Source organism: Bradyrhizobium sp. (assembly GCF_035484855.1).
In the GTDB taxonomy this organism is placed as follows: Bacteria; Pseudomonadota; Alphaproteobacteria; order Rhizobiales; family Xanthobacteraceae; genus Bradyrhizobium.
In genome coordinates this window covers 16,699-35,118 of record NZ_DATHOP010000240.1, presented here as the reverse complement: position 1 = coordinate 35,118, position 18,420 = coordinate 16,699, and the positions used below count along the sequence as shown (strand labels likewise).

The following is an 18,420-nucleotide window of genomic DNA, read 5'->3' as shown; positions in this document are numbered from 1 at the left end:
TCGGCGCTGCTGCCGACATCGAAAAAGAGCGGAGCGGGATCGAAAGCGATTTCGGGGTCAAGGCGCTCTATTCGGCGGCCGACATGACCAAGCCGGAGGAGATCGCCGCCATGGTGGCGACGGCGGAAAAGACCTTCGGTTCGGTCGACGTGCTGGTCAACAATGCCGGCATCCAGTTCGTCTCGCCGATCGAGGATTTCCCGATCGACAAATGGGACGCCATCATCGCGATCAACCTGTCGTCGGCGTTTCACGGCATCCGCGCCGCCGTGCCCGGCATGAAGAAGCGCGGCTGGGGCCGCATCATCAACACCGCCTCGGCCCATTCGCTGGTCGCCTCGCCGTTCAAGGCGGCCTATGTCTCGGCCAAGCACGGCATCGCCGGCCTCACCAAGACCGTGGCGCTGGAGCTTGCGACCTTCAAGATCACCTGCAACTGCATCAGCCCCGGCTACGTCTGGACGCCGCTGGTCGAGCACCAGATCCCCGATACCATGAAGGCGCGCAACATGACCAAGGAGCAGGTCATCAAGGACGTGCTGCTGGCGGCGCAGCCGACCAAGGAATTCGTCACCTCCGAGCAGGTCGCGGCACTGGCGCTGTTTTTGTGCGGCGACGATGCAGCGCAAATCACCGGCGCCAACCTCTCGATCGACGGCGGCTGGACCGCGGAGTAGGCTAGGAACGGCGCGGCCCGCGCTTCCTTAACCTCTCCCCGCCCTTTTGCGGGTCGAGGCCTGCTACTTTGCATGGGGTTGTTTTGCGATTTTTTTGGTAAGGCCCTGTACCCGCAAAGAGCAGGGAGACCTTATTAGCCGCGCTTCCCGAACACCAGCACATGCAGGCCGAGCCGCTGCCGCACGATCCAGAACAGCAGCACGGTCTCGAACGTCAGCGAGATCGAGGTCGCGGCGGCGGCGCCGTGGCCGCCGTAGCGCGGCACCAGGGCGACGCACAGCACCACATTCATCACGAACGCCAGCGCATAAGCCATTGCGCAGATATGCTGGTGGCCGAGCATGTTTAATAGCCGCTCGACCGGGCCGATCGCCGAGCGCACCACGAGGCCGATTGCGGCGACGAACATGATGTCGTAGCCGCCGACGAATTGCGGCCCGAACAGCCACAACAATGGCTTGCCGAATACGAGGAGCAGCGCGGTGGCGGCGAGCGAAGGCCAGAACGTCCATTTGATCGCATGCGCAACATAGGCCGATAGCCGCTGGCTGTCGCCTTGCGCGTGATATTCGGCAAATCGATGCGCCGTGGTCGCCGACATCGCATAGTGGATGAAGGACACCAGCGCCAGCGTCTTGACCACGGCGAAATAGACGCCGACCTCTTCGGAAGGACGAAACTGCTGCAGTACCAGCACGTCGGTGTAGGACAACAGCAGGTAAAAGCCTTCGACCAGCAGGATCGGCAGCGAGATCGCAAGCCAGCCGCGGAAATCATAGGCTTTTGCGCCAGGCTCGATGTGGCCGTCGAGCCTGCGATTCAACACCAGCATCTGCCCGATCATGGCGATCCATACGGCGCTCGCGCTGGCGAGCATCGCGGCCGCAGCGCCAAGGTGGAAGCCGAGCGCGACGGCGCCCGCGGTGAAGCCGATGATCAGCGACTGCCGCACGATGAATTGCGGCATCAGTCCGAGCCGCATCCAGTCATGCGAGCGCGCGATGCCGTCCTGGGTATTGGCGACCACGAAGGCCGGCAGCGTCAGGCAGCCGAGGTAAAGCGGAACCATCTCGCCGGCGTCGATCCACGGCGACAGCATTTTCACTACAAATGCGAGCAGCAGCGAGACGATCGACGACACCGCAAAGGTCAGCCAGCGGCTGCCGGACAGGAAGCCGCGCAGCAGCGCGTGCTCGCCGCTTGTACGATATTCCGGAATGATCTTCTGCGCGGAGGCCGAGATGCCGAAGTCCATCATGCTGCCGAGCAGCAGCACCCAGGTCCAGACATAGACATAGACGCCGTAATCCGAGCCTCCCATCCAGCGCGCCAGCAGGATCTGCGACAAATAGGCCATCGCCGCGCTGACGACGCGGATGATGAAAATCGTGCCGGCCAGCCGCCTGGTTAGCGAGGCCTCGTTCGAGGTGCCCAGCATCGCGCGCAGCCGGCCAAGCGGGCCTGCGGGCGGAACGGTCGCGGATTGAGTGTCCATCACGGCCAAGCGGAAAATTCCCACGCCGCCGCAGGGCTCGCGGCGATGATTCCGGCCTATCAACTATTCGTTAAGATTCGGTGGCTCGCGTCGTCGCCCCGGCGCAGGCCGGGGCCCATAACCACCGGCGTGCGTGGTTATGAAGCTCTCTCGCACCGGCGCTAGAACGCGATTGCACGGCGTATGGGCCCCGGCCTGCGCCGGGGCGACAGATCATTCCAAATTGGTATTGAACTCGTAGGAGCGGTCGCCGCTGACCAGCGTCAGTTTTAGCGCGGCGCCGTCGGGGTTAACCCCCGGCGGCACGCCGTCGAGATCGAAGGCAAAACGCTTGACCCCGGGCGGGCCGTGTTCGAGCAGCTTTGGAACCGGCAGGCCCCAGTCCGGCGTCGGCCCCTCGACGAACAGGTTGACCGCCTTGTCATCGGGACTGACCACGTCGACCAGCACCGTGACCTTGCCGTCGCGCTTGACGTCGCGGATGGTCAGCGGGTTGGGATCGCCGATATTGGCGGGCTTCGGCACCGTGTCGAGTGCTGCGAATAGCGCGCTGTCTTCGGTGGAGGCCACGCTGGTGAACGGCAATTCGGCATTGGCTTCGACCGGAATGCAGATTTTCTCGCACACCGCGTACTGGATGTCGGCACGCAGCGTTACCGGCTTGTCGGGATTTTTCGCCACGATCCGCAGCGGCAGCACGATGGTATCGTGATAGCCCAGCGAATGGCCGCCGGCGCCGTCGTCGAATTTGGCCGGCGCCGGCCACAGCACGGTCACGGCTTCGATATTGTCCGATTTGGAGAAATCGAAGCGCGGCGGCGCGCCGGAATCGCCAGGCGTGCGCCAGTAGGTTTTCCATCCCGGCTGCAGCTGAAAGGCGATGCCGCCGAGCAATACCGCGCCGCTGCGCGATCCCGCCAGCAGCCGCACAGCGGAATGCCCATCCCGCAGCCAGGGCGAGGCATCATCGGCGCGGGCCTCGATGGCCAGCGATGACAGCAGGATGGTGGCGGCAAAGCCGAGCGCGGCAGGGGCGGGAACTATGACGGTCATGAGACGTCTTTACAGCCAGGCCGGATCGCAAACCATTGAATTGCTTGTGATGTATGACTAAAGGCGGCGGGATGCTTGATTGACAGAACCGGCACCCGATATCAGGATATGCGATACACGAGAGTCCTTTGCGGATGGACCCTGAAGGCAAAAGACCGAGGAACGTTCGCCGCGAAGCCGCCGGCATCGGCGACAATGCGTCCAATCGCGGCTATCTCGACGGCCAGCTGCTGATCGCAATGCCCGTCATGGGCGATCCGCGCTTCGAACGTTCGGTGATCTATCTCTGCGCGCATTCTTCCGAAGGCGCCATGGGCATCATCGTCAATCGCCCGGCCGGCAGCATCGACTTCCCTGACCTGCTGGTGCAACTCGACATCATCAAGAAGGCCGACCAGATCAAGCTGCCGGGAAATGCCGAGACCATGAAGGTGCTGAAGGGCGGTCCGGTCGACACCGGCCGCGGCTTCGTGCTGCATTCGAGCGATTTCTTCATCAAGGATGCGACGTTGCGGATCGACGACGATGTTTGCCTGACCGCGACCGTCGATATCCTGAAAGCCATCGCCAGGGGCGCAGGTCCCAGGCACGCGATCCTCGCGCTCGGCTATGCCGGCTGGGCCCCGGGACAGCTGGAAAACGAAATCCAGGAAAATGGCTGGCTGCATTGCGACGCCGATACCGATTTGATCTTCGGCGGCGACGTCGAGGAGAAATACATCCGCGCGCTGCGCAAGATCGGGATCGATCCGGGCATGCTGTCGAATGAAGCCGGGCATGCGTGAGAATGTCGTCCCTGCGAAAGCAGGGACCCATAGCCACAGACTTCAGCGATTGGTGAGGGCATCCCCTCCAACCTGTTCTCTGTTGTGATCAACAATTGGCGGCACGGAGTATGGGTCCCTGCGTTCGCAGGGACGACGAGGGAGCTTACTCCGCCGCCTGCTGCTGCACCGTCGGCTCGGTGCCGGCCACGGTGGCGCGGCGCATGTCGCGCGGCTGCGACTGGTCGTAGCGGCGCACCCGGTGCATGGTCTGGCGGTTGTCCCACATCACGAGGTCGTGCAGCGTCCATTTGTGGACATGGACGAATTCGGGCCTGGTGGCGTGCTCGGTGAGGTCGCGCAACAGCACCCGCGCCTCCGGTACGCTCATGCCGAGGATCGCGCCGGCGTGCGAGGACAGGTATAGCGATTTGCGGCGGTGCACTGGGTGGGTGCGCACCAGTCGCTGCAGCACCGGCTTGAACAGCTGCTTTTCCTCCTCGCTGTAATCGAGGAAGCCGAGCGAGCCGCGCGAATACATCAGCGAATGTTCGCAGATCAGATCCTCGATCTCGGCCCTGGTTTCGTCGTCGAGCGCGTCATAGGCGGCGCGCATGTCGGCGAATTCGGTGTTACCGCCCTTCGGGTTCACCACCCGCGCCGACAGCAGCGAGAATTTCGCCGGGATCGGGCGGAACGAGGAGTCGGAGTGCCACAGGCAATTGCCGAGATTGAACAGATGCACGCGGCTGTCGCGCGGCAGCGGCTTGCCGTCGCGATCGAGATTGGAGACGTCGTTGAGACCGGTGGTGGCGAGCCGCGAATCCTCCGGCTTGACGACATTGCCGCCGCGCGGATTTTCGCGTTCGCCGAAATTCAGTGCAAACGCCATCTGCTGCGCGTCCGTGATGTCCTGGTCGCGGAACAGCAGCACGGCGTATTTGTCCATGCCGGCCTCGATGTCGCGCGCCTCCTGCGGCGTCAGCGGCTTTCGCAGATCAACGCCCGACACCTCGCCGAAAAAATGCGGGTGAAGCTGGCGGATCGTGACCGTCATGGCGTTTCTCCTGCTCGAGGGCTAAGCGGTTATCCCGCTCCGTTGGCTGAAAAACTACTCCGGCATGGAGTTATGTCAACGTTTCGCAGCGCATGTCCGCCCCTCACGCATTCCGGGCCATCAGCCCGCCATCCACCGGAATCACCGCGCCGGTGAGGAACGAGGCCGCGGGCAGGCACAGGCTCAGCGTCATGTGCGCGACCTCTTCGGGGTCGCCGTAGCGGCCGAGCGCGGTGCGGCGTTTGGCGTAGAGCGTCTTGTGTTCTTCCGGGATGCGGTCGGTGATCGCGGTGCGGATCGGTCCCGGGCAGATGCAGTTGACGGTGATGCCGTCGCGGCCGAGTTCGACGGCGAGCGACCGCGTCAAGCCCGTCACGCCCGCCTTCGCCGCCGAATAGGGGCTGTGCAGCGCGGTAGCGCCCAACGCCTCGGTCGAGGCGATGTTGACGATCCGGGGCGAGGCGGACTTTCGCAAGTGCGGCAGCGCCGCGCGGATGAGGCGCGGATGCGCCGTCAGCATCACCGCCAGCGCTTTTGTCCAGGCCTCGTCATAGCCGTCATCGCCGATCGCCACGCGCACCGATATGCCGGCATTGTTGACGAGGATGTCGAGCCCGCCGAAATGCGCCGCGACGCCGTCGACGACGCGGATGATCTCGTCGCGATCGGCGACATCCAGTCTCCACGCCTTGGCGATCTCGCCCCTTTTCGTGATCTCGGCGGCGACGGTTTCCGCGCCCTCTTCCGCAACGTCGGTGACCGCGACGTTAGCGCCTTCGGCCGCGAACACGCGCGCGGTGGCGCGGCCCATGCCGCTGGCGGCACCCGTGACCAGGACGGTCAAACCCCTGACCGAGCGGCTGAGCTCCTTGAAATCGGACATGCGTTTCTTCCCGGCGTTGTCAGCTGCTATGCTGTTTGGCACCAACACGATGCGGGGCTGACGATGAACGAACTGGATTTTGGCGGCAAGCAGGTTTTGGTGGTCGGCGGCAGTAGCGGCATCGGCAACGGCATCGCGCAGGCGTTTCGCGTACGCGGCGCGCGCGTCGCCGTCTGCGGCACAAGGGCGAGCCCTGCCGATTATTCCCCCGCGCAAGGATCGCATCTCGAGGGTCTCGACTACGCGCAGCTTGACGTCGGCGACCCCGCGGCGATCGAGAATTTCAAACCCGCCTTCGAAAGACTCGACGTGCTGGTGCTGGCGCAAGGCGCGGTGATCTACAAGCGCGGCGAATTCGAGATGGCGGGCTTTCGCAAGGTGCTGGAGGTCAATCTCATGAGCCTGATGGCCTGCGCCGGCAAATTCCATGACATGCTCGGCGAGAGCAAGGGCACGCTGATCATCGTCAGTTCGACGGCGGCCTATCATTCCACCAAGGGCAATCCGGCCTACAACGCCTCCAAGACCGGCGCGGTCGGGTTGACCCGGACGCTTGCGCAGGCCTGGGCCGAGGACGGCATCCGCGTCAACGGCATCGCGCCGGGCCTGGTCGACACCAAGATGACGAAGGTGACGACGTCAAATCCGAAGCGGCTCGAAGGCGCGATCGCGCGGATTCCGCTGAAGCGGCTGGGCACGCCGGCCGACATGGCGGGCGCCGCGCTGTTCCTGGCCTCGCCGCTGTCCGCCTACATCGTCGGCCAGACGCTGGTGGTCGATGGCGGGCTCATTCTCTAAAGCGTTTTCAAGCGAAAGCCTGCCCCGCACTTGATGCGGGGCGGGTACCGGTTCGCGTGAAGAAAACGCGCGTCAAAACAAGGGTCGGAGGAACCGGAACTGGTCTCATCGGTTACATCCAGCGAGAATAAACTCATGGAGTGACTGCGATGGACAAGGATCGGATAGCCGGCTCGGCGAAGGATTTCGCCGGCAAGGTCGAAGGTGCCGTCGGCGATATGGCCGGCGATGCGAAGACGCAGGCCGCGGGTCGCGCCCGCGAGGCTTCGGGCACGGTGCAGAACCTGTACGGCCAGGCCAAGGATGTCGCGCGTGACGCCACCGATGCCGCCGTCGGTTACGCCAAGGACGCCTATGAGAATAGCGGCGATACCTTGCGCGACGGATCGCAGGCGGTGGCGAGGAAAGTCCAGGACAATCCGCTCGGCGCGCTGCTGGTCGCAGGCGGCATCGGCTTTGCGTTGGCGCTGTTGATGACGCGTCAGCCGCGCCGGCCGACGCCGCGCTGGCGCTATTACGGCTGACGTCAGTTACCCGTAGCCGTCATTCCGGTTCGCGCGTGAAACGCGCGAACCTCAGATGTGCAATTGCACATCGGGGAACCCGGAGATTATCGGAAGTGAACATCAGCTTGAGATTCCGGGTTCGCTCGCTACGCGAGCGCCCCGGAAATGACGATTCCTAGCGCGCAAAGAAGCCCGGCACCGACGCCGATCGGCCGACATTGGCCGGCGGGCGCGGTGCGCCCAGCGGCGGAGCCGTTGGCTTGCGCGGCGCGTTTCCAAAGCCGAAAAAGTCCCGCAGCGACGGTGTGCTGGATTGAACCGGAAGCGGCTTTTTCGGTTTCGTCGGCGCGGCCGGGGCGCCGGGGATGACCGTTCCATCCGGCCCAACCGAGGCCACCGGCGTTTCGCCCTTGGCCTGCTCGCGTCCGACCTCGCGGCGCGGCCAGACGAAATCGTCGGCGCGGCCGGCGGGTGCTGCCAGCGGCTCGCCCTTGACCAGCGTTCGCGCGGCCAGCGCATCGACCGCGGCCGGGCGTGAGCCGGGGCCGCCCAGCAATTGGTCGGTGCCGACCGAAGACGCCACCAGCGGCAGGATCGGTCCGGCCAGCGGCCGCGGCGTCGGCTGGCCGGGCAGCGCGTTGGCGTCGGGGGTTGCCGGCTCGGTCGGCAACGCGATCGGCGCGGAGCGCGCCGCCAGCAGGCGGGTGATCTCCCGCTCGACATAATGCGCGAGCTTTCGCGCGCCGTAGGTGGTGAAGTAGACGCCGTCATAGGAGCGCAGGCGCCGCGGCTGGCCTTCGAAGTCCGGACCTTGCTGCACGTAGCGGCCGGCCTCGTCGACGAAACCGTCCCAGACGTCGACATAGGTGATGCCGGCCTTGCCGGCGGCATCGCGATAGAGCGAATCCAGGAACAGCATGTCCGCCGTCGCCTTCGGGCCGCGCACCGCTGGTAGCCCCACCCACAACACCGGCACGCCCTTCGACTTCATGACCGCGATCATCTCTTCGATCTTCTTGTTGTAGAGTTCGACCCAGCGTTCCTCGCGAAACTGATAGACGCCGTTCGGCGAGCGTATGCTCTTTTCCGGGGCGAGGATCGGCGCATCGTTGTCGGCGGCATCGTCCGGGGACAGTTCGGTATCGACCGGCTTGTCGTCGGGTTTCGCGGCGGTGTCGGTTGAGCCGTCCGGCTTGGCGTCCGGTTTGCGAACCTCCTTCTTGTCGGCCTTCTTGTCGCTCGGCTTGTCGGATTTATCGGCCGCGGGCTCGTGCATCGCCACGCGGTCGTCGAGGCCGAGCATGACCACGATGGCGTCCGGCTTTTCGGTCGCCAGGATGCCTTTGGCAGCGGCGGCCCAGTCGGCCGGATCGCCCTTGGGCTGATATCGGATCAGGCCGGAGAAGGTCTTTGACTTGCGGATCACGCCCATCTCGGGCTGATCGGTGTAGGCGCTCTCGAGGCCGTAAGCGAGCCAGTCGGACATGGCGTCGCCGAGCACGAGCACGTTGCGCTCCGGCACGGTCTCGCGTTTCTCCGGTGGCGGCGCCTTGGCATAATTCTCCACCGGGCGCCGCGGCGCCTGTTGCTGGAACGGCGCGAACAGATCGCCGCCGAACCAGCCGCCGCCGTTGGAGCGCGGCTGCGGCCGCGACGGGCCGCCGAAATTGAAAAATTGCGCGGAAGCAGGTCCCGCAATCCCGACCAGCAGCACGATCGCGACCGCCAGCGCGACCAGCGGACCGGTCTCGGTGAACAGGCGCAAAAAGGATTTTGGCTTCGACATGCGGCTTCGTCGCAATGGCTCGTTTGGCTATAACTATAGTAGCTGAATCAGGCCGCAAGCGGGCAGATTCCGGGGCCATAAACCGGGCATCGGGCGTCCCCGTCAAGGGCGCTTTGCAATAGACGTTTTCAGGGTTACCGCCGGGCTCGGGCCCGGAATCACCGTCCCCGCAGCCGCTCCAGCACGTCGGAGGAGGCAAATCCGTCCGCCGGCGCCCCGATCGAAGCCTGGAAGCCGCGCAGCGCCTCCCGGGTCTGGCCGCCGAGCTGGCCGTCCGGGGTGCCCTTGTAGAAGCCGCGCTGCGCCAAAAGTTGCTGCAGTTCCAGTCGCTCGGCGCGGGACAATTCCCGTTCCTGCCGCGGCCAGGGCTGCACGAACGGCGCTCCGCCGCGCAGACGGTCGGCGAAATGCCCGATCGCCAGCGCATAAGCCTCCGCCGGGTTGTATTTCATGATGACGCGAAAGTTCTGCAGCATCAGGAAGCCGGGTCCCTCGGCACCGGCCGGCGCCAGCAGATAGGCCTTTTCGCCGGCGTGCGGGAACGGCTCCTTGCCGGCGCGCTTGATGCCGAGATGCTCCCACTGTGCTGTTGTCATCGCCTTGGCGCGGTCCGCCAGCATGTAATTGAAACCCTGCGGCACCACGACCTCGTAGCCCCAGGTCTGGCCGGCCTGCCAGCCGTCCTTCTTCAAATTGTTGGCGGTCGATGCGATCAGGTCGGCGGGATCGTCGACCACGTCGCGGCGGCCGTCGCCGTCGGCGTCCACCGCATAGCGCTTGAACGCGGTCGGCATGAACTGGGTCGGGCCGAACGCGCCGGCCCAGGAGCCGTGCATCTGCTCGGGACGCAGATCGCCGTGGTGCAGGATCTCCAGCGCCGAAAGGAACTCGTCGCGGAAATATTGCTGGCGGCGCCCGATGCAGGACAGCGTCGCGGTGGATTGCAGCACGCTGCGGTCGCCCATCTGGGTGGAGTAGTTCGATTCGATGCCCCAGATCGCGGCGATCGTATAGCGGTCGACGCCATAGGCCTTTTCCGCCGCATCGAATTGCGGCTTGTATTTGGCGAGGATCTCCTTGCCCTTGGCGAGCCTGGTATCGTTCACCAGGATGTCGAGATAGTCCCAGATCGATTTGGAGAATTCCGGCTGCGAATCCATCAGGTCCATGATGCGCAGATCGGGCGTCAGCCCGGCGGTGAAGCGCTCGAAGCTTTCCCGCGAAATGTTGCGGCGGGCGGCGTCAGGCCACATCGAGGCGACGCAATTGTCGAAGTTCGCCGCCGCTTCCCGGATCGCGGCCGCCGTCATCAGCGGATGGCCGGAGGCGCCGTCCTCGCCGCTCCAGGGCAACGCTGCGCCGCTACCCGGCGTCGCCTGCGGCTGCGCCGGCGCGCCGGCGTTTGGTCCGGAGAAGATATTGCCGAACAGGTTGGAAAGCCCGCCACCGGACGATTGCGCGCGGGCCTCGCCGGTGCATAGCAGCGCCGTCCCGATCACAGCTAAGGCCGTCAGCGTCCGCATCAATGGTTCCATCTTCATGTCCCAACCGTGCCGCAAGTTTTCGGCTTTCAGGAGGCCTCGTCACGGTTTCCAGGAGTTTAACAAAGGCGAAGAATTAACGTTAGGGGTGCGATCTCTCTTTGTTCCCGGCTGCAAACCGGCTAATCAAACCCTGTCCTCCCGCGCCCTCCCGGATATCCCGACACAACATGAAAATCCGCAAAGCCGTCTTCCCGGTCGCCGGCCTCGGCACCCGTGTCCTGCCCGCCACCAAGGCGATGCCGAAGGAAATGCTGACCATCGTCGACAAGCCCTTGATCCAGTATGTGGTCGACGAGGCGAAGGAGGCCGGCATCGAACATTTCGTCTTCGTCACCGGCCGCAACAAGGCCGTGATCGAGGACCATTTCGACCGCATGTTCGAACTCGATGCCACGCTGGCCGCGCGCAGCAAGCAGGCCGAGATCGAAATACTGGCGCGCGACCAGCCGCAGGCCGGCGCCATGAGCTTTACCCGCCAGCAGGCGCCGCTCGGTCTCGGCCACGCGGTATGGTGCGCCCGCGACATCATAGGCAATGAGCCGTTCGCGGTGTTGCTGCCGGATGAACTGGTGCTGAACACGCCGGGCTGTCTTGCGCAGATGATCGAGGCGGCAAGCAAGCTCGGCAGCAAATCCAACCTGATCGCGGTGGAGGAAGTGCCCGAGCACCTGACCCATCAATACGGCATCTGCGGCGTCGGCAAGCGTCACAAGGGCGGCAGGATGTTCGAGGTCGACGGCATGGTGGAGAAACCGGCCAAGGGCACCGCGCCATCGAATCTCTCGATCACCGGGCGCTACATCCTGCAGCCGGAGATCTTCAAGATCCTGGAAACCCAGGAGCGCGGCGCCGGCGGCGAGATCCAGCTCACCGACGCCATGATCGGGCTATCCAAAACGCAAAAATTCTACGGCGTCGAATTCGCCGGCGAGCGGCACGATTGCGGCTCGAAGGCCGGCTTCCTGCGCGCCAACATCGCCTTTGGCCTCGCGCGCGCCGACTTGCGCGACGGCCTCCGCGCCGAGATGAAGAAGTATCTGGGGAGATGAGGGCGAGTTCTGTCGCAGCAACGGGACCGTCATCCTGAGGCGCGAGCCTCTTCGGCGAGCCTCGAAGGATGAGAAGGTGTCCCCGTGGCGCATCCTTCGAGGCGCGCAAGAGCGCGCACCTCCCGAGTGAGCGCGAATGCGCTCATCCGGGGATGAGGGCAGCGTTACGCCACCAGCGACAATGCCGGCATGCTGGCCAGCACCGACTGGTTGCGGCCGCCGGCCTTGGCCGCGTAGAGCGCCTTGTCGGCGGCGGCAACCAGTGCGGACCAGTCCATCGCCGTCGCAGGCGTCAGGCTGGCAACCCCGATGCTGACGGTGGTGACGGTCGGGTCGTCGGACCATTGCAGCACCTTGAGCCGGATGGTTTCGGCGACCCCCACCGCTTGCAGCGGCGACAGTCCCGGCAGCAGCACGGCGAATTCCTCGCCGCCGTAGCGCGCGGCGCAATCGCCGGAGCGCCGCACCGAATCCGAAATGCAGATGGCGATACCGACCAGGATTTCATCGCCGGCCTGATGCCCGAAGGTGTCGTTATAGGATTTGAAACGATCGGCATCGATCATCAACAGCGCCAGCGGCATCTTCTGGCGCGCGGCGCGCCGCCATTCGGCATCGATGACGGCGTCGAATTTGCGGCGGTTTCGCAAGCCCGTGAGGGCGTCGGTGGTTGCCATCTCCTCCAGTTTTTCCTCGGCCTGGGCGCGGCGGCCGATCTCACGCGCCAGGAACATCGCCACGGCGAGCACGAACAGGATCAGCGCCAGCATGATGGCGCCGATCCGTGTCGCTTCCTTGCGCCACAGCTCGAGAATGCTGCTCCAGGGTTTGCCGACCAGCACAACGAGCGGCTTGGTACCGTCGCGCCAGACGAACAGCCGCGGCACCCCGTCCAGTATGCTGGGCGAGGAATAGGATCCGCTCGGTTCGGACAGCGCCCGCCTGACGCCGGCGGACTGGCCGATATTCTTGCCGATCACGTCGAGGTCGAAGGGGGTGCGCATGATCACGGTGGCGTCGTGGCGCAGCACCGAAATGATGTCGCCGGGGCCCAGGCTCAGGCGACCGAACAGGTCATGAAAATAGGAAAACCGGATCGAGCCGGCGACCACTCCGAGAAAGCTGCCGTCGGTGCCGGTGATGCGCCGGCTCAGCACGATGGCGTAGGCGCCGTGATGCAGCATCGGGCGGCTGATGAACAGGCCGGCGTCAGGCCGGTCGCGATGAATCTCGAAATATTCCTCGTCGCTGCGATTTTCCTGGACCGGATCCAGCGTCGAGGCGTCGATGATCAGTTTCCCCTCCACGTCGAACACCTGGATCGCGCCGAAATGCCGCGCGGTCGCGGCGTGGTCGAACAGGATCAAATGCCGGATCGGTTTGGAGACGTCGCGGATCTCGGGCATCACCATGTTGCTCGCCACCGCGCGCAGCGAGAGATCGTAGAGTTCGACGTTGCGGCTGATCTCGGCGTCGATCGAGGAGGCGAGATTTTCCAGCGTCTGGCGGGCCAGTTGCTCCTCGCCACGGCGCATGTCGAGCAGCACGCTGGCGCAGATCGCGGTGAACCCGATCACGGTCGCCACCGACGATGCGATCAGCAATTTCGCCGATAGCCGCCACGGCCGCCTGGCCATGCTGTTGAGCCGTCCAAAGGGCATCCGTTCGCTCCCGAAGCTTCTGAATGCGCTCCGAGTAGTTGCTGCCTGTTTAAGCGGCGACAACGATTCGTTAATCGGTTAACGCTTGGTTGCCGGGACGTGGGCGAATGCTTCGCCAACGCCGGCCTTGTGCAAATCCCGCCACCGAGGGCACCCGTGAACGACTACGACACGCTGCGCGATTATCTGAAGAAGCAGAAGCTGCCGGAATTCGTTCTGACCTTCGAGCAGATCGAGGAGATCATCGACGCGGCGCTGCCGCGCGCGGCGCATCGGGCGTCGTGGTGGGAAACCCAGCGCAGCCCGCAGGAGAAAATGCCGCAGCGTGAGGCGTGTCTGGCCGGCGGTTATATCGCGACGCGGCAGGCGGACGGCAAGAGCGTGCGGTTCAAGCGGATGCCCACTCGTCGCCCCGGCGAAGGCCGGGGCCCATAACCACAGGGCGTCATTGTAGCAGAGGCAACTTGCACCAACGCTTTGCCGATAGGCCGCGGCGTATGGGCCCCGGCCTTCGCCGGGGCGACGAAATCAACTCGCCGCTTCCAACCGCTCTTCCGTGAGAAGCCGCATCGCGGCGTCGGCATCCATCGGCTCGCCGAAGGCAAAGCCTTGGGCGTATTCGCAGCCGAGTTGATAGAGCTCGACGGCGTCCGAATCGGTTTCGGCGCCCTCGGCGACCACGTCCATGCCGAGGTCGTGGGAAAGCGCGATGATCGATTTCAGGATCACCGGCCGGGTGCCGCGGCTGGTGGTGCGGACGAAGGACTGGTCGATCTTGATGGTGTCGAACGGAAAACGCTGCAGATAGGCCAGCGAGGAATGGCCGGTGCCGAAATCGTCCAGCGACAGGCCGACGCCGAGTTCGCGGATCCGCGTCAGCATTTGCGTCGCGTGTTCCGGGTTCTCCATCACGAGCGATTCCGTCAGCTCCAGTTTCAGCGTGCCGCGCGCCACCGAGGAGCGCGACAGCACGGTGCGGATGTCGTGGATCAGATCGTGGCGCAGCAATTGCCGCGAGGAGACGTTGACGCTGGCGAAAATCGGCTCGCGCGACCGCATCGCGCGCTGCCAGATCGCAAGCTGTTTTGCAGTCTGGTCCATCACGAACATGCCGAGATCGACGATCAGGCCGATTTCTTCGGCGATCGAGATGAATTCGACCGGCGACATCCGCCCGAGTTTTGGATGATCCCAGCGCGCCAGGGCTTCGAAGCCGGCGATCGAGCGGTCTTCCAGCCGCACGATCGGCTGGTACAGGATGGCGATTTCCTCGCGCTCGATGGCGCGGCGGAGTTCGCTTTCCAAGGTCAGCCGGTCGCTCTTGCGCGCGCGCATCGCCGGCTTGTAGACGTCGATGCGGTCGCCGCCGATCCGCTTGGAATGATACATCGCCAGCTCGGCGTCCTTGATGATCTCGTCGGACAATTGCGTCTGCGGGTCGGAGAGCGCAAGCCCAATCGAGGCGGTGAGGAAGATCTCGCGGTCGTTGAAGGCGATTGGCGCCCGAATGGTCTTGCGGATGGTTTCCGCAAAGGCGGTGATGCGCGCCGGGTCCTGTTCCGACATCAGGATCAGGCCGAACTGGTCGCCGGCGAGCCGGGCGAGGGTGTCCTGCGGTTTGAGGATTCGGGTCAGCCGCCGCGCCAGTGTCAGGAGAATGGAATCGCCGACCGCGATGCCGACGGAATCGTTGACCTGCTTGAAACGATCGAGGTCGATCACCATCAGGGTCGGCCGCAGGCTCGGCATGGTTTTCGCGAAATTGGCGACCGCGCCCAGCCGGTCGATGAACAATTGCCGGTTCGGCAGGCCGGTGAGGTTGTCATGCACGCTGTCGTGCAGCAGCCGTTCCTCGGCGTTCTTGCTCTCGGTGACGTCGGTCAGCGTGCCGACCACGCGCGACACTTCGCCGTCGGAGCCGACCACCGGCCGCGCTTTCAGCGCGAACCACATGAAATGGCCGTCGGGCGTGCGCAGCCGGAAATCCTGCACCAGGCGGCCGCGGCGCTGGTCGAGCACGCTGTCCAGCGCGGCGCGGAATCGGTCCTGATCGAGCGGATGCAGCACCTCGAGCCATTTCGCGGCCGGTCCCTCCAGCGTGCCGCGCTTGAGGCCGAGCAGGGCTTCGGTCTCGGGGCTGGTGAAAACCTTGTCGGCGGAGACGTCCCAGTCCCAGATCAGATCGCCCGAGCCGGTCAGCGCCAGCGCACGCCGCTCGACGTCGGAGACGACGCCGGTGGTGGCCCCGCCGCCGGCGAAGGCGTGCTGCATCACCGTAAATCCGATCAGCATCACGATCAGCACCAGGCCGCCGAGCAGCGCCGGGCCGACGATGTCGTTGGTGACGCTGCCGGCCACCGTCATGCCGGCCGCGACCACCCAGACCACCAGCAGGAACCAGGTCGGGATCAGCAGCACCGCGCGGTCGAAACCATGGGTCGACAGATAGATGATCAGCGCGAAGCCCGCGAACGCGATCAGCACCAGCGACATCCGCGCGATGCCGGAGGCGACCGCCGGATCGAACAGCGCCAGCGCCACCAGCGAGCCCAGGAAGATCAGCCAGCCCATGGTGATGTGCGAATAGCGCACATGCCAGCGGCTGAGATTGAGATAGGCGAACAAGAACACCAACAGCGTCGCCGCGAGGATCGCCTCGCCCGCCGCGCGCCACACCCGCTCGGCGTTGTTCGACATGTCGAGCACCTTGCCCCAGAAGCCGAAATCGACGCCGATATAGATCAGGACCGCCCAGGCCAGCGCGGCGGCGGCGGGGAACATGATGCTGCCCTTGACCACGAACAGGATGGTCAGGACCAGCGCCAGCAGCCCGGAAATGCCGATCACGATGCCCTGGTACAGCGTGAACGAATTGACCTTGTCCTTGTAGGCGTCGGGTTCCCAGAGATAGAGCTGTGGCAATTTATCGGTGCGCAATTCGGCGACGAAGGTGATGACGGCGCCGGGATCGAGCGTGATGCGGAAGATGTCCGCGGTCGGGCTCTCCTGGCGCTCGGGGCGATCGCCGGTCGACGGCGTGATGGTGGCGATGCGCGACAGCCCGAGATCGGGCCATAACAGCCCGGACGCCACGATGCGATAATGCGGTGCGACGATCAGGCGGTCGAGCTGGTCGTCGGTGTTGTTGGCGAGCGCGAACACCACCCAGTTTTGCCCGCCCTCACGGGCGCGTACCTCGATGCGGCGGACGATGCCGTCGGTGCCGGGTGCGGTGGAAACCTGGATGCGGTCGCTGTCGGAGTGTTGATGATCGAGTATCGCGGTGAGGTCGATCGCAGGCGCGTCACCGCGGACGCTGACGGCGTCAAGCGCTCGCGCCGGTTGCGCGGCGGCAAGAATCATGAGGCCCAGCGCCGATAGCGCGAGGCACCTGATTAGACGCAATGTCAGCTCTCCGCGATGAATAAACGTTTCCCGGCAAAGCGAACCGCCCGGCCAGCGCGATTAAATGACATGAAAGCGAGGAAAATCAAAGGGTTTCCGCCCAACGATCGCTAGCGAGCGTTAAAGCGACAACACAATTTTGCCAATATGTTCGCTGCTCTCCATCCGCCGGTGCGCGTCGGCGGCCTTTTGCAGCGGGAATGTGCTGTCGATCAGCGGTTTGATCCGGCCTTCGCGGAACAGCGGCATCACCTTGGCCTCGATGGCGGCGACCATCGCCGCCTTGTCCGCATTACTACGGGGCCGCAGCGTCGAGCCGGTATGGATCAGCCGCTTCACCATGATCCTGGTGACGTTAACCGTTGCCTTGGCTCCGCCGAGAACGGCGATCTGGACGATGCGCCCGTCGACCGCGGCGGCGTCGTAATTGCGTTCGACATAGTCGCCGCCGACCATGTCGAGAATGACGTTGACGCCGGTGCCCCCGGTGGCCTCCTTCACGGCTGCGACAAAATCCTCGGTCTTGTAATTGATGGCATGATCGGCGCCGAGTTTCAGACAGGCGTTGGCCTTTTCCTTCGATCCCACGGTGACAATCACCTTCGAGCCCAACGCTTTCGCGAGCTGGATCGCCATGGTGCCGATGCCGGACGAGCCGCCATGGACCAGCAGCGTCTCGCCCGGCTGCAACCGGCCGCGCTCGAACACATTGTGCCAGACCGTCATCAGCGTTTCAGGGACAGCGCCGGCTTCCAGCATCGTGAGCTGCGGCGGTACCGTCATCGCCTGGGCGTCCTGCGCGATGCAATAGGGCGCGTAGCCGCCACCGGCCACCAGCGACATCACCTTGTCGCCGAGCTTGTGCTTGCTCGCGCCTGCACCGAGCGCGACCACAACGCCCGCGATTTCAAGGCCGGGCAGATCGCTGGCGCCGGGCGGCGGCGGATAGGAACCCGAGCGCTGCGCGACATCGGGCCGGTTGACGCCGGCGGCCTCGACCTTGACCAGGAGTTCGCCGGGTGCGGGCACCGGGACCGGGCGCGTTTCAGGCAACAGCACCTCGGGGCCGCCGGGCTTGCTGATGCCGATGACGGTCATTTGCGCGGGCGGCTTTTCCATGATGTGTCCAGACGCTAGGATTTCGGTGAGCGGCCTCTGATTAGCCAGCCGCGCCGCGGCTGGCAACCGCTTCAGGGCTTCAAGGCGCGGAGAGAACCGATGGCAACCGAGGACGACGACAAGCCGAGGAAGAAGATCACCCACGAGATCGGGCAGGACCTGTCGCTGTTGTCGGTCGAGGAACTGGCCGAGCGCATTGCGCTGATGAATTCCGAAATCGAGCGGTTGCAGCTGGCCCAGGCGAAAAAGCGCGCCTCGAAGGATGCGGCGAACAGTTTTTTCAAGACGTGAGTTAGTTGCGCGCGATCCTCCATTTCGTCGTCCCGGCGAACGCCGGGACCTATACGCCGTGCACTCTCGTTAGGGCAGAGCGTCAGACACCTTCCCTTATTACTCCGGCCGCGGAGTATGGGTCCCGGCGTTCGCCGGGACGACGTTGTGAGAGTCGCGCAAGCCGCTCGGCCAATGGCCGATATGGCAAATGAAAGCTGAAAATAATCGTTCGTTTACGATTGATTAAGCTTTCTCGTCTATGACTGCGCTTGTCCTCGTTTGGACACCGAGTGGCTCCTGTCCACTCTGTTTGACGCCTCCCTGTTATCAACTTCAAAGCCGCCGGAAA

Annotated in this window: 16 protein-coding genes; 7 read left to right on the top strand and 9 right to left on the bottom strand. The window is 64.6% G+C overall.

Annotated features, from left to right (window positions below; genetic code table 11):
- Positions 1-677 (top strand): 3-hydroxybutyrate dehydrogenase (locus VK804_RS27755; protein ID WP_325376181.1); only part of this gene is annotated, 677 nt, incomplete at its 5' end.
- Positions 678-811: 134 nt separating this feature from the next.
- On the opposite strand, the gene VK804_RS27750 is transcribed toward VK804_RS27755, so the two are convergent.
- Both VK804_RS27750 and VK804_RS27745 read right to left on the bottom strand, forming a co-directional pair.
- Entirely contained in the window at positions 812-2,173 is a 1,362-nt protein-coding gene (locus VK804_RS27750; protein WP_325376179.1) for a flippase, read from the bottom strand.
- Between the two features lie 213 nt (positions 2,174-2,386).
- Positions 2,387-3,226 (bottom strand): protein-disulfide reductase DsbD domain-containing protein, encoded by an 840-nt coding sequence (locus VK804_RS27745; RefSeq protein WP_325376177.1) that lies wholly within the window; start codon positions 3,224-3,226, stop codon positions 2,387-2,389.
- A 134-nt stretch (positions 3,227-3,360) separates the two neighbouring features.
- On the opposite strand from VK804_RS27745, the gene VK804_RS27740 reads away from it, so the two are divergent.
- On the top strand, positions 3,361-4,011 hold the full coding sequence (locus VK804_RS27740) for a YqgE/AlgH family protein (RefSeq protein ID WP_325376175.1): 651 nt from the start codon (positions 3,361-3,363) through the stop codon (positions 4,009-4,011).
- A gap of 145 nt (positions 4,012-4,156) precedes the next feature.
- Here the strand turns inward: VK804_RS27740 and VK804_RS27735 are convergent, their stop codons facing one another.
- Both VK804_RS27735 and VK804_RS27730 read right to left on the bottom strand, forming a co-directional pair.
- Positions 4,157-5,047: a TauD/TfdA family dioxygenase gene (locus VK804_RS27735; RefSeq protein ID WP_325376173.1), complete on the bottom strand. Its 891-nt coding sequence runs from the start codon at positions 5,045-5,047 to the stop codon at positions 4,157-4,159.
- 103 nt (positions 5,048-5,150) lie between these two features.
- Positions 5,151-5,930 (bottom strand): SDR family NAD(P)-dependent oxidoreductase, encoded by a 780-nt coding sequence (locus tag VK804_RS27730; protein ID WP_325376171.1) that lies wholly within the window; start codon positions 5,928-5,930, stop codon positions 5,151-5,153.
- 63 nt (positions 5,931-5,993) lie between these two features.
- On the opposite strand from VK804_RS27730, the gene VK804_RS27725 reads away from it, so the two are divergent.
- Both VK804_RS27725 and VK804_RS27720 read left to right on the top strand, forming a co-directional pair.
- Positions 5,994-6,728 carry an SDR family oxidoreductase gene (locus VK804_RS27725; RefSeq protein WP_325376170.1) on the top strand — a complete coding sequence of 245 codons (735 nt, stop codon included), beginning with the start codon at positions 5,994-5,996 and terminating at the stop codon, positions 6,726-6,728.
- Positions 6,729-6,877: 149 nt separating this feature from the next.
- On the top strand, positions 6,878-7,252 hold the full coding sequence (locus VK804_RS27720; protein ID WP_325376169.1) for a CsbD family protein: 375 nt from the start codon (positions 6,878-6,880) through the stop codon (positions 7,250-7,252).
- A gap of 157 nt (positions 7,253-7,409) precedes the next feature.
- On the opposite strand, the gene VK804_RS27715 is transcribed toward VK804_RS27720, so the two are convergent.
- Positions 7,410-9,020 carry a DUF459 domain-containing protein gene (locus VK804_RS27715; protein ID WP_325376167.1) on the bottom strand — a complete coding sequence of 537 codons (1,611 nt, stop codon included), beginning with the start codon at positions 9,018-9,020 and terminating at the stop codon, positions 7,410-7,412.
- Positions 9,021-9,178: 158 nt separating this feature from the next.
- The gene (locus VK804_RS27710) at positions 9,179-10,543 is read right to left on the bottom strand and encodes a lytic murein transglycosylase (RefSeq protein ID WP_325376165.1); all 1,365 of its coding nucleotides are present in this window, start codon (positions 10,541-10,543) and stop codon (positions 9,179-9,181) included.
- 188 nt (positions 10,544-10,731) lie between these two features.
- Between VK804_RS27710 and VK804_RS27705 the strand changes: the two genes are divergently transcribed.
- Complete coding sequence (locus VK804_RS27705) at positions 10,732-11,613, top strand: UTP--glucose-1-phosphate uridylyltransferase (protein WP_325376163.1); 882 nt, start codon at positions 10,732-10,734, stop codon at positions 11,611-11,613.
- Between the two features lie 164 nt (positions 11,614-11,777).
- Here VK804_RS27705 and VK804_RS27700 read toward each other — a convergent pair whose 3' ends face one another.
- Positions 11,778-13,274, bottom strand: coding sequence for a diguanylate cyclase (locus tag VK804_RS27700; protein ID WP_325376162.1), 1,497 nt, complete (start codon positions 13,272-13,274; stop codon positions 11,778-11,780).
- 156 nt (positions 13,275-13,430) lie between these two features.
- Here VK804_RS27700 and VK804_RS27695 point away from each other — a divergent pair, with 156 nt between their 5' ends.
- Positions 13,431-13,709 (top strand): DUF7662 domain-containing protein, encoded by a 279-nt coding sequence (locus VK804_RS27695; protein WP_325376161.1) that lies wholly within the window; start codon positions 13,431-13,433, stop codon positions 13,707-13,709.
- 93 nt (positions 13,710-13,802) lie between these two features.
- Here VK804_RS27695 and VK804_RS27690 read toward each other — a convergent pair whose 3' ends face one another.
- Positions 13,803-16,679 (bottom strand): EAL domain-containing protein, encoded by a 2,877-nt coding sequence (locus VK804_RS27690; protein WP_325376159.1) that lies wholly within the window; start codon positions 16,677-16,679, stop codon positions 13,803-13,805.
- A 120-nt stretch (positions 16,680-16,799) separates the two neighbouring features.
- Positions 16,800-17,798: an NAD(P)H-quinone oxidoreductase gene (locus VK804_RS27685; protein ID WP_325376158.1), complete on the bottom strand. Its 999-nt coding sequence runs from the start codon at positions 17,796-17,798 to the stop codon at positions 16,800-16,802.
- Between the two features lie 99 nt (positions 17,799-17,897).
- Here VK804_RS27685 and VK804_RS27680 point away from each other — a divergent pair, with 99 nt between their 5' ends.
- The gene (locus tag VK804_RS27680; protein ID WP_325376156.1) at positions 17,898-18,089 is read left to right on the top strand and encodes a DUF1192 domain-containing protein; all 192 of its coding nucleotides are present in this window, start codon (positions 17,898-17,900) and stop codon (positions 18,087-18,089) included.
- Positions 18,090-18,420 lie beyond the last annotated feature (331 nt).